At 44.7% G+C, this 15,887-nt stretch carries 17 protein-coding genes; 9 read left to right on the top strand and 8 right to left on the bottom strand.

What is annotated here, in order from left to right:
• The first annotated feature begins 18 nt into the window (after positions 1-18).
• Both yegS and D5I41_RS00600 read left to right on the top strand, forming a co-directional pair.
• Positions 19-939 (top strand): lipid kinase YegS, encoded by a 921-nt coding sequence (gene yegS, locus D5I41_RS00605; protein WP_119008007.1) that lies wholly within the window; start codon positions 19-21, stop codon positions 937-939.
• A gap of 14 nt (positions 940-953) precedes the next feature.
• Positions 954-1,937 (top strand): helix-turn-helix domain-containing protein, encoded by a 984-nt coding sequence (locus D5I41_RS00600; protein ID WP_119008006.1) that lies wholly within the window; start codon positions 954-956, stop codon positions 1,935-1,937.
• 242 nt (positions 1,938-2,179) lie between these two features.
• Here D5I41_RS00600 and D5I41_RS00595 read toward each other — a convergent pair whose 3' ends face one another.
• A complete protein-coding gene (locus D5I41_RS00595) occupies positions 2,180-3,133 on the bottom strand; it encodes an ATP-grasp domain-containing protein (RefSeq protein ID WP_119008005.1) in 954 nt (317 codons plus the stop codon).
• Positions 3,134-3,488: 355 nt separating this feature from the next.
• On the opposite strand from D5I41_RS00595, the gene D5I41_RS21165 reads away from it, so the two are divergent.
• Positions 3,489-3,695: a hypothetical protein gene (locus D5I41_RS21165; RefSeq protein WP_147094836.1), complete on the top strand. Its 207-nt coding sequence runs from the start codon at positions 3,489-3,491 to the stop codon at positions 3,693-3,695.
• Positions 3,696-3,790: 95 nt separating this feature from the next.
• On the opposite strand, the gene D5I41_RS00590 is transcribed toward D5I41_RS21165, so the two are convergent.
• Positions 3,791-4,573, bottom strand: coding sequence for a slipin family protein (locus D5I41_RS00590; protein ID WP_119008004.1), 783 nt, complete (start codon positions 4,571-4,573; stop codon positions 3,791-3,793).
• 9 nt (positions 4,574-4,582) lie between these two features.
• Entirely contained in the window at positions 4,583-5,950 is a 1,368-nt protein-coding gene (locus D5I41_RS00585) for an NfeD family protein (RefSeq protein ID WP_119008003.1), read from the bottom strand.
• 248 nt (positions 5,951-6,198) lie between these two features.
• Here D5I41_RS00585 and D5I41_RS00580 point away from each other — a divergent pair, with 248 nt between their 5' ends.
• Positions 6,199-7,926: a potassium/proton antiporter gene (locus D5I41_RS00580; RefSeq protein ID WP_119008002.1), complete on the top strand. Its 1,728-nt coding sequence runs from the start codon at positions 6,199-6,201 to the stop codon at positions 7,924-7,926.
• Positions 7,927-7,996: 70 nt separating this feature from the next.
• Here the strand turns inward: D5I41_RS00580 and D5I41_RS00575 are convergent, their stop codons facing one another.
• Complete coding sequence (locus tag D5I41_RS00575; RefSeq protein WP_119008001.1) at positions 7,997-8,569, bottom strand: PhnA domain-containing protein; 573 nt, start codon at positions 8,567-8,569, stop codon at positions 7,997-7,999.
• A 142-nt stretch (positions 8,570-8,711) separates the two neighbouring features.
• Positions 8,712-9,500 carry a M48 family metallopeptidase gene (locus tag D5I41_RS00570; RefSeq protein WP_119008000.1) on the bottom strand — a complete coding sequence of 263 codons (789 nt, stop codon included), beginning with the start codon at positions 9,498-9,500 and terminating at the stop codon, positions 8,712-8,714.
• A 162-nt stretch (positions 9,501-9,662) separates the two neighbouring features.
• Here D5I41_RS00570 and D5I41_RS00565 point away from each other — a divergent pair, with 162 nt between their 5' ends.
• From D5I41_RS00565 to D5I41_RS00555, 3 genes are all read left to right on the top strand, one after another.
• Complete coding sequence (locus D5I41_RS00565) at positions 9,663-10,100, top strand: hotdog fold thioesterase (RefSeq protein ID WP_119007999.1); 438 nt, start codon at positions 9,663-9,665, stop codon at positions 10,098-10,100.
• On the top strand, positions 10,097-10,318 hold the full coding sequence (locus D5I41_RS00560) for a DUF3389 family protein (RefSeq protein WP_119007998.1): 222 nt from the start codon (positions 10,097-10,099) through the stop codon (positions 10,316-10,318). Before D5I41_RS00565 ends, D5I41_RS00560 begins: the two co-directional genes overlap by 4 nt.
• Positions 10,319-10,384: 66 nt before the next feature.
• Positions 10,385-12,088 carry an SgrR family transcriptional regulator gene (locus D5I41_RS00555; protein WP_119007997.1) on the top strand — a complete coding sequence of 568 codons (1,704 nt, stop codon included), beginning with the start codon at positions 10,385-10,387 and terminating at the stop codon, positions 12,086-12,088.
• Between the two features lie 26 nt (positions 12,089-12,114).
• On the opposite strand, the gene D5I41_RS00550 is transcribed toward D5I41_RS00555, so the two are convergent.
• Positions 12,115-12,372 (bottom strand): hypothetical protein, encoded by a 258-nt coding sequence (locus tag D5I41_RS00550; protein WP_119007996.1) that lies wholly within the window; start codon positions 12,370-12,372, stop codon positions 12,115-12,117.
• Between the two features lie 48 nt (positions 12,373-12,420).
• Positions 12,421-12,843: a hypothetical protein gene (locus D5I41_RS00545; RefSeq protein WP_119007995.1), complete on the bottom strand. Its 423-nt coding sequence runs from the start codon at positions 12,841-12,843 to the stop codon at positions 12,421-12,423.
• A 573-nt stretch (positions 12,844-13,416) separates the two neighbouring features.
• Here D5I41_RS00545 and D5I41_RS00540 point away from each other — a divergent pair.
• Positions 13,417-13,830: a glycine zipper family protein gene (locus D5I41_RS00540; protein WP_017028104.1), complete on the top strand. Its 414-nt coding sequence runs from the start codon at positions 13,417-13,419 to the stop codon at positions 13,828-13,830.
• 86 nt (positions 13,831-13,916) lie between these two features.
• Entirely contained in the window at positions 13,917-14,297 is a 381-nt protein-coding gene (locus D5I41_RS00535; protein WP_017028105.1) for a hypothetical protein, read from the top strand.
• Between the two features lie 36 nt (positions 14,298-14,333).
• On the opposite strand, the gene D5I41_RS00530 is transcribed toward D5I41_RS00535, so the two are convergent.
• Positions 14,334-15,794, bottom strand: coding sequence for a protein adenylyltransferase SelO (locus D5I41_RS00530; RefSeq protein ID WP_119007994.1), 1,461 nt, complete (start codon positions 15,792-15,794; stop codon positions 14,334-14,336).
• Between the last annotated feature and the right edge of the window lie 93 nt (positions 15,795-15,887).

Here is a 15,887-nt window from a genome sequence, read left to right as displayed (position 1 = left end):
TATGGTAGTGACTAAGGAGTGGTTAACATGTTGACTCGATTGATACTTAATGGAAAAAAGGCCGGTCTAGAGAGCGTTAGAGAGGCGGTTTATGCTCTCCGAGAGCAAGGGTATGACCTTCAAGTTCGTCCTACATGGGAAGAGGGGGATGTTGAGCGACTGGTGCGAGAGGCTGCCGAACAAGGTGTTAAGCGGCTAATCGTAGGAGGCGGCGATGGCACAGTCAACGAAGTGGTCAGTGCGGTTCTTAAGCATGATCTTAACCATTTAGAATTATCTGTCTTGCCTCTAGGGACGGCTAATGATTTTGCCACAGCGTGTGAGATCCCATCAGAACCTATTGATGCTCTTAACTTGGCGATATCGGGAGAGAGTTATTGGGTTGATGCAGGTTCAGCCAATGAAAAATACTTCATGAATATTGCAACGGCAGGGTTTGGCGCTCAGGTAACAGCGACGACTCCGGTTGTACTGAAGAACTTTCTAGGAGGAGGTGCTTATACGCTGTCTGGCCTAGTTCAGGCTATAAACTTTCAGCCCTTTCCTGGCACAGTCATTCACGATGATAAAGCGACACTTGCGAATGTGGTGGTTGGGGCTGTATGCAACGGCAGAACCGCGGGTGGCGGGCAGCCATTAGCTCCACAGGCGTATATTGATGACGGAGTGTTTGAGCTGTTCTATATCGAGGGTTTCATTGCTAGCGATATTCCTATCGTCCTCGAAGAGCTTCAAGAATTACAGGAAGGCCCCTCTACTCAATTTGTGCATAGACACAGTATTCAAACGATTGAGTGGCATTCCGAACAGTCTATGCCAGTTAATTTAGACGGGGAGCCAATGTCACCGCAAGATGTGACGATAAAAGTACTCCCTAGTAGTATTAAATTGGTGCTCCCAGACACGACTCCAATATTGCGTAATCGAAATAAGGCCTAAAGCTAAGTATCAAGATGACACAACTATTTTATATCGAAACCGCAAGGGCTTTGTATTCTATCGGACACGATTACAAGCATTTACCAGGAGTAAGTGATGCTCTCAAACTGTTCGCTCCTAGATTAGAGCGTGAAGACTTGATAGTACATCCTAGGTTTCCCTGCACACATCTAGTTTTGGTCATCGCAGATAATATAGAGCGATCAGAAATCACTCACTTTTATGAGAAGGTGGGTATGGAGATCGTGCGATATTTGCCTGCCGAGCTTTCAAGTGCAAATCAAACAATTTTAGAGTCACTTGAGCGGTTCAAAACTTGGTTAAAATCAGGCGCGGATAACGCAAAGTTTGAGATAGCGGTCGATGGTGACACCTTTGTAACCTATACGCTCAGCGCCAGTGAATTTACCCATTTTACCCATAATTCTCGACACTCATTAGTGACTGAGTTGTTTGTCATTGCCATCACTTGTGCGTTTTTACGTTATGTTTCTCAGCAAAAAGGGTTTGTTAAGGCGTTATATTTGCAACATGAATCGAACATGAGCCTTTCTAGCTTATTAGGTGTCGGCGATGCTCAGGTGTATATCTCTCAACCCCATACAATGTTGGCACTAGATAGTGAGTTCCTGCAGCAAAGGGTCAAAAAGACCAGAGGAACTAAAAGTACCGCACCTAGGCCTCTACAAACCACGACTTTTTCTGAAGAGCTGAAACTAGGGATAAGACCCTATATAGGGTTTGGTAATGTGGCGACTCCGGAGGTCGCAGACGTATTTGGGATACCAAAGCGAACAATCCAACATAGGCTAAGCAAAGAAGGAGTCTCACTTAAGGAGATTACGAATACTCTTTGCGTTGAGTTGTTCGACCTTAGATACGAGAAGGGCAGGTTTGAAATAGAAGATTTAGCAGCACATTTAGGCTACAGCAACGCGTCTTCTTTTATTCGAATGTATAAAAGAGTCACCGGCAGAACGCCAGGTCAAACACACTAGCTCGATAAAATCGTTATACCAATCACAGTAAGTAAGAGGTCAGAAATAGCGTAGGAAAAACGCTGGATAACAAGGCAGAAATTTTTGATAAGTCGTTATTCTACAATCAAAAATTCTAACGCCGTTATCGAGTGTTTTAACAAGCTAGGATGAGCAGTTATTTACTACGATTGGTATTAGATGAACAAGCTCGATGAAATGGCTTAGAAGTGTTCGAAAAGCCATTTCATCAAAGGCGAGGATTACGACGATTCAGCCAGTTTCACTAAATAGTCAGCAATAGCTTCCATACCAGATGTTGGCACGCCAGCTTTTATCTCAGCTTTAGAGTTATAGTTGGTGTTGGTATTTACATCATAGGAGTACCACTTTCCATTCTGATCGCAGATTACCTCTATTCCTGCGATATCGATTTGGTTATCAGCTAGGAATTGCTCGTGAAGCTTAATTAACGGTGAATCATCGAGGATATTGGTGATTTCAAACTTATCTTTTTCTGGCGCTGGTTTATCGTCTTCAAAAGCGGGGCAAAATGCATTTTCAATTGAACACCCATCTGCAGGGCATAGCTCAAACCCACCCTCAGTTGAAACCTTAACCGCATATAGAAACTTACCGCCGACATACTCACAGCGAACAATGTAAGGTTCAGTGGATTTTACATACTCTTGTAGTAGCCAAATACCATCGAGCGGGCTATCTGCTTTGAGTCGTCTGAGGCCAAGCTTAACATCGTCTAGTGAATTGAACTTTTCAACACCCAGTCCTTTACCACCACGGTTTGGCTTAATGATCAGGGGCCAAGTATTAAACTTCTCTGCAGCCGAAACAATGAAATCAGCTCCGACGACCGCTTGAGTCTTAGGTGTTGCGATCCCTACTTTTTGCAACGCGGTATATTGAGATATCTTGCATACCTCCAGATCTATCACACCATTTCCGTTCACTACGGTAGCGTTATTAAGGTCAAGCCACTTATCAATAACTCGCGTTAATTCGGGGGCATACCTATGATCGCGAGTGTGTGATGATGCACTCATTCGATTGTAATAAACCGCATCTTCTGGAACGGTATCAAACTCAATATGACCCTCGTTAACAAACCATTCCTTGGCAGGTACATTCAACTTATCGAATGCTTCACGAAGAGGCACAATCCATTCCTCATTCTCGTGCAATATATAGATCGATTTCATACCTGTTCCTTGTGTTTACTGGTGTTGTTCCTAATCAAATAACTATTGCCAACTCTGAGATTGAAAGCTAGCGATAAAACGCCGTTGCCTATAAGAAATCGGACTAACTTATAACCGATTAATTTGATTGGAGAACAGGGGGAATTGGCTCGAATGCCAGAGTAGGATCGCTTACCAGCAACTATACTTATACCAATCACAGTAAGTAAGTGGTGAGAAATAGCGTAGGAAAAACGCTGGATAACTAGGCAGAACTTTTTGATAAGTCGTTATTCTACAATCAAAAATTCTAACGCCGTTATCGAGTGTTTTAACAAGCTAGAATGAGCAGTTATTTACTACGATTGGTATTATAGTGTTAGGACAAACTGTAGAGGTGACTGTCATGGACTTTACAGAAAAACTACGCTTACACGGCCGAGCAGACGAAAATAGGTATTTTGCTGAGCTCGATCGCAAGTTAATAGATGCGATGCATGAAAAGCAGAAGCATGAAGATGAGATACTTGAGCGTATCGAGGCTGAAAACCTGAATCTGGCTAGCATGGTTGACGCTAAATAGATTAGGTCTTTATCACGAACAGGCACCCTAAAATAAACAAGGTGCCTGTAGAAAGACTTACACGATAAAAAATTTTTAAAGGCCAGTCAGTGCGCTTATCCCTTCTCCTTGTCTCCATTCTCTTTGTTTATTGCCTTTGCGATGTCATTCACAGCTTCAACTAGATTGATGGGCATTGGAAACACAATAGTCGATGTTTTATCCGTAGTGATCTCTGTGAGCGTTTGCATATAGCGAAGTTGTAAGGCGTTTGGCGCTTTATTGAGCATTTCGGCGGCCTCTTTAAGCTTGTTAGATGCCTCTAACTCACCGGTAGCATGAATGATTTTTGCACGGCGATTTCGCTCTGCCTCTGCCTGGCGGGCGAGGGCTCGTACCATGCTTTCATTCAGATCCACATGCTTAACCTCTACGGTCGCGATTTTAATGCCCCAATCATCGGTTTGCTGGTCGAGTATGGCCTGAAGATCTTTATTAAGCCTTTCTCTCTCAGACAACAACTCATCCAACTCATGCTGGCCCAGAACCGAGCGAAGCGTGGTTTGTGAAAGCTGGCTGGTGGCATCGCTGTAGCTTTCGATATTATTGATGGCCATCTGTGGGTCAACGACACGGAAATAGACCACGGCATTGACTCGTACCGAGACGTTATCTTTGGTAATAAGATCCTGCGTTGGGACATCCAATACGATGGTTCGCAGGTCCACGCGTACCATTTGCTGAACGATGGGAATTAAAATGATTAGCCCAGGGCCTTTAACCTCTTGGAATCGACCAAGAAAAAAGACCACCCCTCGCTCGTACTCCCTTAACACCTTGAAGACCTGTGTTGCTAAGGCAATAACGAGAACGACAATGACTGCTGTTGTGTAAAGCATACGCGCCTCCTATTTTTTGGCACTTGGGCTCACCGTTAGGGTCAGTCCATTGATCGATTCGATGGTGACTTTATCTCCATGTTTGAGTTCTGTATTACCTAGAGCATGCCAGAGCGCTCCATCTAATTGGACTCTGCCTTTTCCGTTAATAAAGTCTTCACTGACGATGGCCGTTTTTCCTGGATAGGTCTCAAGGCCTGTGGTCACGCGTCTATTTCTAACCTTCATTAGCATGCCAAGGGTGATGATGATCAGAGCCGCTGAAAATATGGCAACACCGAGGATCAACGGTATGGCTATCTGGAAGCTAGGTAGGTCACTGTCCATAAGAAATATCGAACCAAGCACAAATGCAACCACACCACCGAGCCCCAATACTCCAAAGCTTGGGTTAAATGCTTCTGCAATCATCAGGGCTATGCCAAGTAACAGTAAGGCGAGACCAGCATAGTTGACGGGCATCATCTGCAGCGAATACATCGCTAAAAGCAGACAAATGCCCCCCAGAACCCCAGGTAAACCAATGCCAGGGTTATAGAACTCCAACAACAAGCCGTAGATACCGATGAGCATCAAGATATAAGCGACATTGGGATTGGTAATAACCGCTAACATTTCGGCGCGCCAATCAGGAATTCGTTGTTCATAGTTTGCTGGCAATAGTGACAATGTCACTTGTTGGTTGTTCACAGTAACAGTAATGCCCTCAATAGCGGCGACAAGTTCGTTGGGTGTGTTAACCACATAATCAATAACATTGAGTTCCAATGCTTCAATTGCATCAAGACTGGCGGCTTCACTGACGGCCTTTTCGGCCCATTCGGCATTTCGGTTATGAAGTTTTGCAAGACCCTTGATATAGGCCTTGGCATCATTAATTACTTTCTTTTCCATAGCTGTCTTGGCGGGGACTTGCTGGTTTTTATCACTGGTTCCATCTTTTGTTTTGTTAGAGCTTGAATTGTCAGCCTCATCGCTGGTGCCTGGCGGCTTGGGCGAACCACCTAAGGCGACGGGAGTGGCGGCGCCAAGATTCGTAGCCTCAGCCATGGCTGCGACGTGGCTCGCTAACAAGATATAGGTTCCAGCGCTGGCCGCTCTTGCGCCAGAAGGCCCCACCCAAGTCGCGATTGGCACGGATGATGTGGTGATTGAATGGATGATATCTCGCATAGCGCTGTCTAGACCGCCAGGGGTATCCATTTTTAGTATCACTAGGCTAACGTCGTTGACATGTGCTTGTTGGATTTCTCGAGAGAGGTAGTCGCTGACAGCAGGGCCGATGGGGCCTTTGACTGGAATGACCCAAATAGTGCTTGCAAGAGTTTGACCAGCAAACAATAGCAATGACATAAGCCATAATAGAAGTAATCTCATGCAGTCCTCCTTTTACAGGGATCTGATGAACATCTAGAGTAAGTATAGTCTGGGTGGGGTAAGCCTTGATATTAATGATGAAGAGTTTGATATTTTACATAGTTTGCATCGGTAATCGGGCAAAGCCTTGCATAGAACTGTTGCAAGATATTTCACATCGTAATATAGCAAAGAGCTATAAGAATTACTTTGTTATAATTTTTACTCAATGAACTGTAACGAAAAGTGAGGAACAATTGGACGTAAATATGATCGATAGCCTGTTCTTAACAGGAGCGGTTCTTATAGTACTCAGTGTTCTTTTGACCAGAGCATCTTCCAAGCTAGGTGTGCCGATTCTACTTATTTTTTTGGTTGTCGGTATGCTTGCGGGTGAAGATGGGCCAGGTCAGATTGATTTCAATGATCACTCATTAACTTATTTAATCAGCAATCTTGCATTGGCCATTATCCTTCTTGATGGTGGCATGCGAACCAAGGTATCCAGTTTCAAGGTGGCCTTCTGGCCTTCATTGTCACTCGCAACCATAGGCGTAGCGCTGACTTCAACCTTTACTGGTTTAATGGCAGCGTGGTTATTCGATCTGACCTTATTGCAAGGTATTTTAGTCGGAGCAATTGTCGGCTCAACGGATGCAGCTGCCGTATTTTCTATGCTGAAGGGACAAAGTCTAAACGAGCGAGTAGGCTCTACCTTAGAAATTGAGTCTGGTACCAACGACCCAATGGCGGTCTTCTTGACGGTCACCCTGATTGCGGTACTTGGTAATCCTGAAGCTGATCTTGGCTTGTCATTCTTAGCCACTAGTTTTGGTATGCAGTTTGGAGTAGGAGCCTTGGTCGGCCTTGGTGGCGGTTGGCTGCTATGGGCACTCATCAATAGAGTAGAGTTGCACGAAGGCTTGTACTCGGTTCTGGTAGTCGCAGGTGGTATCTCCTTGTTTGCATTGTCCAACAAGCTAGGTGGCAGTGGTATTTTATCTATCTATTTAACGGGTTTGCTAATTGGTAATAAGCCGACCAGTTTCCGACATTCGATACTGAACGTGCTCGATGGCATGACTTGGATGAGTCAGATTGTGATGTTCTTGGTGTTAGGTTTACTGGTGAAACCAGCGACTTTGCTAGAGATTATGGTTCCAGCACTGGTGCTGGCGTTCGGCATGATTTTGTTTGCTAGACCACTAGCGGTATGGATTGGCTTGATGCCATTTAAGAGCTTTACTAGCAAAGAACGTAAATTCATTTCTTGGGTTGGTTTAAGGGGCGCGGTGCCTATCATTTTAGCCGTTTTCCCAATGGTTGCAGGACTTCCCAATGCCGAGCTGTACTTCAATATTGCCTTTTTCGTGGTGATGGTATCTCTGCTCGTACAAGGTGGGACCTTGATGAAAGCGGCACGAATGGCAGATGTTACTTTACCTCCTAAGCCAACGCCGATATCAAGAAGTGGCATTGAGATTTTTCGCGCCAGTGAGTGGGAAATGTTTGTCTACCGATTAAAAGAAGAAAAATGGTGTGTGGGAGAGCCTTTAAAGCGACTGACTATGCCTGAAGGAACACGCATTACGGCGCTATTTCGTGATGAGGAGTTGCTACACCCATCAGGAAGTACCGTTTTACAAGCCAATGATACCCTTTGTGTGCTAGGACAAGACAAGGATCTCGACGCTTTAAGCCTGTTGTTCAGTGAGGCACCAGAAGATGAGGTTGTTCCACGCTTCTTTGGTGATTTCTTCTTAGATATCAACTGCCGCGTGAGTGATGTAACGGGTTACTATGGCCTTTCCGTTTTAGAAGAGGAAGGCGATATGCCACTAAAGGAACTGGTCGAGCTTAAACTAGGTGCATACCCTGTGCTCGGCGATAGCTTTGATTGGTATGGACTGCATTGGGTAGTGGCGGATGTCAAAGACCATAAAGTGACAAAAATCGGCTTGGGTTTGCCAGATAACGAAAAACCCGACGTGGAATAGTTTTCTAACCAAGCAATAAAAAAGCGCTAACCAATAGGCTAGCGCTTTTTATTTGTATCTACTTTACTGTCTACTTCTTACGGCAAAATTCGCAACGAAGCCACATAGACTGACCTTCAACTTTACCAGAAAAGAGTTCTGGATCGTCTTGCGCAAGTCCAATGTTTCTCACCATGGTGCCGATTTTAACCACCATTGAAGACCCCTTTACTGGAAGATCTTTGATTATGGTGACCGTGTCACCTTTTGCTAGTGGTGCGCCATGGCAATCAACGTGTTTTTTACCGTCGTTTTCCATGCCAGTTTCAGCCCACGTTTTAGTCTCTTCTTCCATGTACATCATGTCCAAAAGATCTTGAGCCCAAGCTTCGCCTTTGCCTGTAAGACGAGTCAATTGACGCCATGCTAGAACTTGTACTGGTGGCTCTTGGCTCCACATACTGTCATTTAGACAACGCCAGTGATTTACGTCCATCTGATCTGCGTCTTCAACTTGAGCGCGACATGTGTCACATAGCAGTGCGCCGTGGTCTACGGTTGCTTGAGAGTGAGGAGCAACAGCAAAGGGTTGTAGATCATTAGTTGCGCCACAAAGCTCGCATTTGTCGCCGCTGCGTTGACGTAGTGTTGATTCAATAGACATGTATTAACCTTGTTATCTCTTGTAATTTGGCGTCATTATCCATATTTCGCCACGGTAATGAAAGCGGTTCGCGATCAATGTTGATTTAGAATAAGTTTTCTATGTCATCGTGTTCATATCTGTTTACTTTAGAACAATAAACTCAGCTTGGCCTTGAGCAGTTGGGCTTTTGTCCAGTGAATTTAGGCTCAGACGCTGCTTTTGCTGTTAGGTCTTTGATTCGGGTGTCGTGAGAGGGGTGAGTTGATAGCAACTCTGGCGGTTGATTGCCCCCTGAAGCCTTGGCCATGTTCTTCCATAAATCGACACTTTGGTAGGGGTCAAACCCGGCTTTAGCCATTAACTCCAATCCAACGATGTCTGCTTCGCTTTCTTGGGTTCTGCCGTAGGGCAACAAAACCCCGTACTGAACGCCAACTCCCATGGCGGCCATTATTTCATTTTTGTATTCCTGATTACTGAGTGCCACATTGCTAATTTGCAGCCCAGTATTGGCAAGTTGGGCGTGAGACATACGCTCATTACTGTGATCGGCGAGTACGTGCGCAATCTCGTGACCGATGACAGTGGCCAGTTGGTCCTGGTTTACCGCAACGTTCAATAGACCGGTATAAACACCGATTTTGCCACCAGGTAGGGCAAAGGCATTCACCTGCTCACTGTCAAATACGACCACTTCCCATTGGCTAAAACTACCTTGAATAGGAACATGCTCTAAAATGGCATTAGTGACACACTGAACGTAAGCATTGGTCTTGGCGTCTTTACTAATGGTGAGTTCCGATTTCATTTGTTCAAATGATTGGCTACCAAGTTCAGACATTTGGTTATCTGAAAATAAGATCACTTGATTGCGTCCTGTTGGGGAGGTGGCGCAAGCGGTAATGAAAGCTGCAGATGCCAACGATAGTATTAGTGTTTTTAGTCGCATAGAAGGGATCCTTTTCTATCTTTGCGCTAACCATGATTGTTGATGTACAACAAGTGTGGTCGATGTCGTTAGATTTTCCTACAATTCAGGAAAAATTAGACACTAAAGTGTTTAAAAAGAATAAGATAACAGAAACTATCAAAATCTAAGGAAAAGACATCGATGACGATATGGAAACGCGACATCAGTCCAGAATCTCTTAATGCTCAGTCAAAAAATACCCTTATAGAGCATTTAGGCATTATTTATACAGAGGTGTCTGGTAATTCGTTAACCGCTACCATGTCCGTTGGCCCCAATACACATCAGCCATTTGGACTGTTACATGGAGGGGCTTCCGTAGTCTTAGCTGAGTCGCTGGGTTCTTATGCAGCGTATCACTGCTGCGAGGGGGACAGCCATTGCGTCGGTCTTGAAGTGAATGCGAATCATCTCAAGGCGGTACGCAGCGGCATTGTTACTGGAGTCGCAACACCTATCCATTTGGGGCGCACGACACATATTTGGTCCATTGAGATTCGAGATGAGCAGGGTAATCTGGTGTGTATCTCCCGTCATACAGTGATGGTTCGAAACCCGAAAAAGAAGGGCAAGGTATGACCCTAGATTTTGAATTGGGGAAAATCATCATTAACGCCCACGAGATCATGATTCGACTGGATGGCGAGCAACGTTTAACCTTCCAAGCACAAACTGACGCAATTCAGTTGATGGGGCAAGTATTGGTTATATTAGATGCCCAAAGCCGATTTTCTATTAAGCTTCCTACTGAAATCATTGAAGAAATTTCGCAAGTTACCGGCATCGCGATAACATAAAAACTCTCCACTTCGTGCTAAAATGAGGAAATTGATAATTTTCTAATTGACTGGAATTTCCTCTTTATGAGTAGCCCGCGACTTCGAACTCAGTTTGAAACCCTATTTGAGCACTTTAATGGTGAAGATAGCGATACGCGTATAGAAGACATCACAGAGATTTTGTTCTGTACTAGACGAAACGCGCGCATCGTACTGAACAAGCTCAGTGAAGAGGGATGGATTGAGTGGCATCCTTCTGCAGGGCGAGGGAAGCAATCTCAGCTTATCTTCAAGCAGAACCGACAAGATGTAGGGGAGGGTCTAGCTAAACGTTATCTTGAAGAAGGCCGTATAGGGCAGGCGTTGCAAGTTCTTAATCAAGACGCAAACCGTTTAACTCAAGTGATTCAGGATTATCTAGGCGTCCAGCACAGACAAGGACAGCAGGTTCTCAGCCTTCCTTATTATCGTCAGCTTTCAATGCTAAACCCGAGAAAGCCTCATCGACGCTCAGAGCAAAACATCATTCATCAAGTCTTTAGCGGTCTTACACAACTGGATGAAAACGATAAGCTGACTCAAGATCTCGCCCATTCATGGGACAATGTTGAAGGTAGTCATTGGCGCTTTTATCTTAGGGCCAAAGTTCGCTTCCATAATGGTCAGTTGCTTGAAACTGAGCATGTGGTTGAGCATTTAAAGTCGTTGGCAAACTTGCCATTGTTTGCTCATATTCAAGACGTCACCACGCCTTCTCCATTGGTCATTGATATAGAGCTTAGTCGGGCGGATTATCATTTTGATTTGTTACTAGCCGAAACGGTAGCCAAGGTGCTTCCGTATAACAGCGGAGAGATTGAAGATTTCGACCGTTTGCCGAGCGGAACAGGCCCTTACCGAGTGTCTGTCAATGATGACAAGAGATTGATTCTTGAGGCCTTTGATAGCTATTTTGGCTTTAGACCATTGGTTGATAGAGTTGAGGTTTGGGTTATTGATGAGATTCACTCAAGTATTGTCTATCCAAGCTTGTCTCAACCGAATATGCCGACACAGCGAACGGACGACGACGTAGCCTTAGATCCAGGATGCACCTATATTTCAGTAAACCAACGCAGTGGACTCGGTCGAGACAAGCAGTGGCAAGAGTATTTTGCTTCTAAGCTCACAAGTTTTAATTTGTTCGCTCAGCTTTCTCAAGAATCTATAGTAGAGCTTGGGCTACTACCGGCACATGGTCTTAAACCAGGCTGGTACCACAGCAAGCCACAAAGGCAGTTAGCTCCACCTCAAATAGAGACGGTCAGTATCGCCTATCATAGTGAACATCCAGTATTTCCAACTCTTTCTAAGGCTATAGCATCGCTGCTTAAACAAGATGGACTCGCGGTACAGTTCATACGCTATGATCATATTCCTGACGACATTGATGCGGTTGACCTTTGGATTAAACCTATGGGGATTGGCACTCATAGGGACGACACTTTACAAGGCTGGCTACTCGACTACAGTAATCTCAATGAGTTAAGTACCGATAACCAATTTGAATACATTCATCAAGTAATTCAGGAGTGGCAAGGGCAACCTAATGCTAGATTCCCAGCAAGGGAGTTAGGTCGCTATTTGGTGGAGAATCAATTGATTATACCAATGTTTCACTGCTGGCTAGGGGTGAGTAGAGATCATTGTGGAGCGCTACAAAATGCGAAGTGTAACGCGCTAGGATGGTTCGACTTTTCTAAGGTGTGGGTAAAGCTAAACCAACCTAATGAGATACAGAGAGTTTAAGTCCTTGGTTCAGAGGATAGAGCTTGCTATTTATCCATATAACCAAGAGTTTTGATGTACTCTTGGTTAAGTTCGATTATGTGGCTCTGGTTTTCTTCTTCAACGGCGTAGCAATAAAGATCCTCGCCGGTAAAGTACAGCCATGTCCAAACCGTGTTCAGCGGCACGGGCAGAGTAACGGTCCAAACCGCTACTCGTTTTACTGTGCTGGTTCTGCATTCCGAGGCGGTTGCGGTACCCGCTAGCAAAGTTAATATTGCAACTAACATCAATTTCTTTTTCATAAGAGCATCTTCAAGTCACTGAGGTTGTATTACGCTGTTACTCTGCTGTTATTTACTGTCCAGCTCTACCATAGGGTTGATTAACTTCTCGACGAGCAAAGCGTATGCTTTTTCCATTCCCATAATGAGGAAGATAATGCCGAAGAAAGCGACAACCCCGCCAACCCAGCCTGTAAATGCTACAGATTTAAACAGTACGGCGATGATGCCCATGGTGACAAATTTACCGCCAACTAAGGAAATATAAGACGTAATTCCTCGACCAATCTTGTATTTCTTGGCATCGCCTTTTTGTTTCCACTTGTTGGCACTCCACGCTTCAAGGCCGATGAAAAAGCTCAGACACAGTTGCATCAGTAGCCCCACAAAGATGATTTCTTTTACACTTGGAATGTGTACCCAAGCCCACTGGCTTGCGATAGCAACAGAGATAATACCGATTAGACTTTTTTCAATAGCATTAACGTTCATTTTGATTCCTATTACGATGATTAATATGCAGTGATTTATTTGTTAAATCAGTGCAGGTCGTTTAATTCATGGTGTTGTTCATCAAATGAGACTTATGCAGTTTCATCATCCTGGATTGACTGTGCAGTTTGCTCACCTCTAATTAGCTCGCCTTGAGCTCATCACCACTGTGTAGATGCGATGAATTATAGAGATTGGATTAGGGTCGCAATACACATTTTGCGCAATGGTGTTTAGTTTGTTTGACGGTGGGATTAATAATGAGATGTCTATTTAAGTTGGGCTATCACTTTGTGCGCTTAACTTAAAGATTCATGAGAGTGAGGAGTATGACATTCCTGTAGGCTTAGCATGGATCAGTGGTGATAAACCAGCGTTTTTTATGAGCTTTCTGGATGCGATTCGCGGCATTGTGATTCGAATGAAGTCGCAGATTTACATCTTGTATTCAATTTAAGGTTTCTTTCATAAGCTGAGTGAATAAATCAACTAAAGCTCGCTTTATATATACAAAACTGAGTTTGCCACACAATACGTCCCATCTTTTGTGTGGCAAATTGAGTAGCATTTGATATGAAAAAACTTCGAGCAACCCTGTTAGTTGGTGTACTTAGCACAGCGTTTACTCTTCCTGTTAGTGCCCATGGATTGGTTTATGATCAAGGACAATATGATTCTGATCTTTTCAGCGAAGACATGGTGTACTGTGAAGGACTGGGGCTTCAAGCGCCTCAAGAAGAGGCGGATAATGTAGCGCAGGAAACGGCTAAGCGTGGTGCTAGAGGTGCAACTGCGGGTGCGGTAGCGGGAAGTGTATCAGGCAATTCAGGCTCGAGTGCGGCTAAAACCGGTGCTGCGGTAGGCATGACCCTTGGTATTCTTGGAAACCGAGGCAAGCGCAATGCGGTAGAGGCGAGCAACCAAGAGGCTTACTCTGAAGTGGTCCGTAACTGTATGTCAGGGCGTGGTTATACCGCTCTCAACTAATTGTTTCTTTTAATTATCGTTTTATGAACCTGATAAGCCGTTTATCTGGGTTCATTTCGTTATAAGTTAACTAGGGCCACTTAACCATGAAAAAATTTATCTATTTGAGCTGTGTCAGTTCTATTTTGGCTTTATTTACCGCAACAAAGGCGATGGCGCTTACGGTGAATCCACCTCCTACGCAACAGACATTTGTCGAACAAGTTCGATGCGGAGGCTATGCCGCTTTTTTAGCAAAAGAAGCAAATATTAGTCACTATGAGGACAGGATGTTCAGACATATCGAACAAGCTACTGTGACGACTTTGGCTCTGAATCCAGGTATTAGTGATGGCGAGGCGTTGATTTCCTCCACGTCAGAAGTTGCAAGACAGCTAGGTTGGGAGCAAGCGAACGCGTATCACTCGGGCGATATGGGTAAGTACCAAAAGCAGGTTATGAATCAATATATTGACCAGTGCAGTTAAATAAATGCAGTTAAATAACTGCGATTTCAACAAGGTTTAAGAAGAACAACTTAGACAAATGCCTTTTTGGTCGTTGCTTGGTGGCAGTGACCAATGAGTGGGGCAGACGTGTTCAATAAAGGGGTTTGCTAACACAGTAAGCCAAGTCTCTAAGATATCAAACTCTCCATTTTCCACCTGCTCAATGGCTTCTTGCGCCAGATGAGTGCGCAAAATGTATTTAGGGTTGACCCCTTGCATCGCATGTTGTCGCTGTTGATCGTTACCATAATCTAGCGCTATACGTTGTTGGTACTCTCTAAGCCAAGCAATGAACTCGGGCTTATTTAATGTGCTATCAAGCCCGATGTCTGCCCAATTGTCAGGACCTGTTTCAGATAAGACTCTCAGCGTAAAGTTAAAATCTAGCCCTAGCTTTTCCATCAATTCTAAACACGAGTTGATAAGCTCAGGGTCGCTATCATGTTCGCTGTCTAATCCAAAGCGTGCTCGCATCAAACGTCGGTACTCTGCTTGAATATGTGTAGAATATTCTTGTAAAGAAGCCTCTATCTGTTTGCTATCGATTAACGATGAAAGGGCGTAACCGAGCGCGGATAGATTCCACTGCCCAATCCCAGGTTGCTGGTGGAAGGCATAGCGACCGCTGTAATCACTGTGGTTGCAGATGTGCTTGGATAAATAGGTATCGAGAAAGGCAAAGGGACCATAGTCGAAGGTTAGGCCCAGTATCGACATGTTATCGGTGTTCATTACGCCATGACAAAAGCCATAGGCTTGCCAATGAGCGATCATGCTTGCCGTGCGTTTGGTGACCTGTTGGAAAAAGGCCGCGTATTTATCCTCAGAGTCCTTTAATTCAGGCATGTGCCAGAGAATAATGTAATCCGCTAATGCTTTTATCTCGCTGTGCTGTCCGCTATAAAAGAGATATTCAAAGTGACCAAATCGAACATGGCTTGGGGCAATCCGCAGTAGGGTAGCCGCTGATTCGATCTCTTCTCTTCGTACCGGTGTGCTTGCGCCAGAGATAGCTAGGGCTTGAGTGGTAGGAATACTCAGTCCATCCATGGCCGCACTGATTAGGTACTCTCTAACACTTGAACGAATCACCGCTCGTCCGTCTGCACCTCGCGAATAGGGAGTCTGTCCACTTCCTTTAAGATGAAAATCCCACTTCTCACCATTATCGTTGATGAACTCTGTAAGCAAGAGTCCTCTACCGTCACCAAGATCTGGGTTGTATTGACCAAATTGATGGCCAGTGTACTTCATCGCTATGGGTGACCAAGACTCAAGGATACCTTGTCCGGACAGGAGCTGTATCAGTATCTCATCGCCGACGGACTCAATATCAATGCCTAATTGTTTTGCGAGGCGCTGATTAGTATGAATAAGATACGAGCCGCTGAGCGGTGTTGGATTGACTCTGCTTGAGAGTGAAGGGCCTAGATCGGCGTAAGTATGGCAGTAATCGAGCTGATCTAAGCTTTTCATAAATTGAGTTAACCTTAGGGTCTGTTGACCTTTTGCGATTGAATTTTGCTCGACTAGAAACCATTTAATCAAGGCGAGGGGCTTGCCGCCTAG

Source organism: Vibrio superstes, from assembly GCF_003569005.1.
Lineage (GTDB): Bacteria > Pseudomonadota > Gammaproteobacteria > Enterobacterales > Vibrionaceae > Vibrio > Vibrio superstes.
Note: the sequence above shows the minus strand (reverse complement) of the source record. Positions and strands in the feature narration are given on the sequence as shown.

What these genes read in the sequence shown, in the direction of transcription:
- D5I41_RS00600 (WP_119008006.1), top strand. Translation starts at nt 954, where the DNA reads ATGACACAACTATTTTATATCGAAACCGCAAGGGCTTTGTATTCTATC.
- D5I41_RS00595 (WP_119008005.1), bottom strand. Translation starts at nt 3,133, where the DNA reads ATGAAATCGATCTATATATTGCACGAGAATGAGGAATGGATTGTGCCT.
- D5I41_RS00590 (WP_119008004.1), bottom strand. Translation starts at nt 4,573, where the DNA reads ATGCTTTACACAACAGCAGTCATTGTCGTTCTCGTTATTGCCTTAGCA.
- D5I41_RS00585 (WP_119008003.1), bottom strand. Translation starts at nt 5,950, where the DNA reads ATGAGATTACTTCTATTATGGCTTATGTCATTGCTATTGTTTGCTGGT.
- D5I41_RS00580 (WP_119008002.1), top strand. Translation starts at nt 6,199, where the DNA reads ATGATCGATAGCCTGTTCTTAACAGGAGCGGTTCTTATAGTACTCAGT.
- D5I41_RS00575 (WP_119008001.1), bottom strand. Translation starts at nt 8,569, where the DNA reads ATGTCTATTGAATCAACACTACGTCAACGCAGCGGCGACAAATGCGAG.
- D5I41_RS00570 (WP_119008000.1), bottom strand. Translation starts at nt 9,500, where the DNA reads ATGCGACTAAAAACACTAATACTATCGTTGGCATCTGCAGCTTTCATT.
- D5I41_RS00565 (WP_119007999.1), top strand. Translation starts at nt 9,663, where the DNA reads ATGACGATATGGAAACGCGACATCAGTCCAGAATCTCTTAATGCTCAG.
- D5I41_RS00560 (WP_119007998.1), top strand. Translation starts at nt 10,097, where the DNA reads ATGACCCTAGATTTTGAATTGGGGAAAATCATCATTAACGCCCACGAG.
- D5I41_RS00555 (WP_119007997.1), top strand. Translation starts at nt 10,385, where the DNA reads ATGAGTAGCCCGCGACTTCGAACTCAGTTTGAAACCCTATTTGAGCAC.
- D5I41_RS00550 (WP_119007996.1), bottom strand. Translation starts at nt 12,372, where the DNA reads ATGAAAAAGAAATTGATGTTAGTTGCAATATTAACTTTGCTAGCGGGT.
- D5I41_RS00545 (WP_119007995.1), bottom strand. Translation starts at nt 12,843, where the DNA reads ATGAACGTTAATGCTATTGAAAAAAGTCTAATCGGTATTATCTCTGTT.
- D5I41_RS00540 (WP_017028104.1), top strand. Translation starts at nt 13,417, where the DNA reads ATGAAAAAACTTCGAGCAACCCTGTTAGTTGGTGTACTTAGCACAGCG.
- D5I41_RS00535 (WP_017028105.1), top strand. Translation starts at nt 13,917, where the DNA reads ATGAAAAAATTTATCTATTTGAGCTGTGTCAGTTCTATTTTGGCTTTA.
- D5I41_RS00530 (WP_119007994.1), bottom strand. Translation starts at nt 15,794, where the DNA reads ATGAAAAGCTTAGATCAGCTCGATTACTGCCATACTTACGCCGATCTA.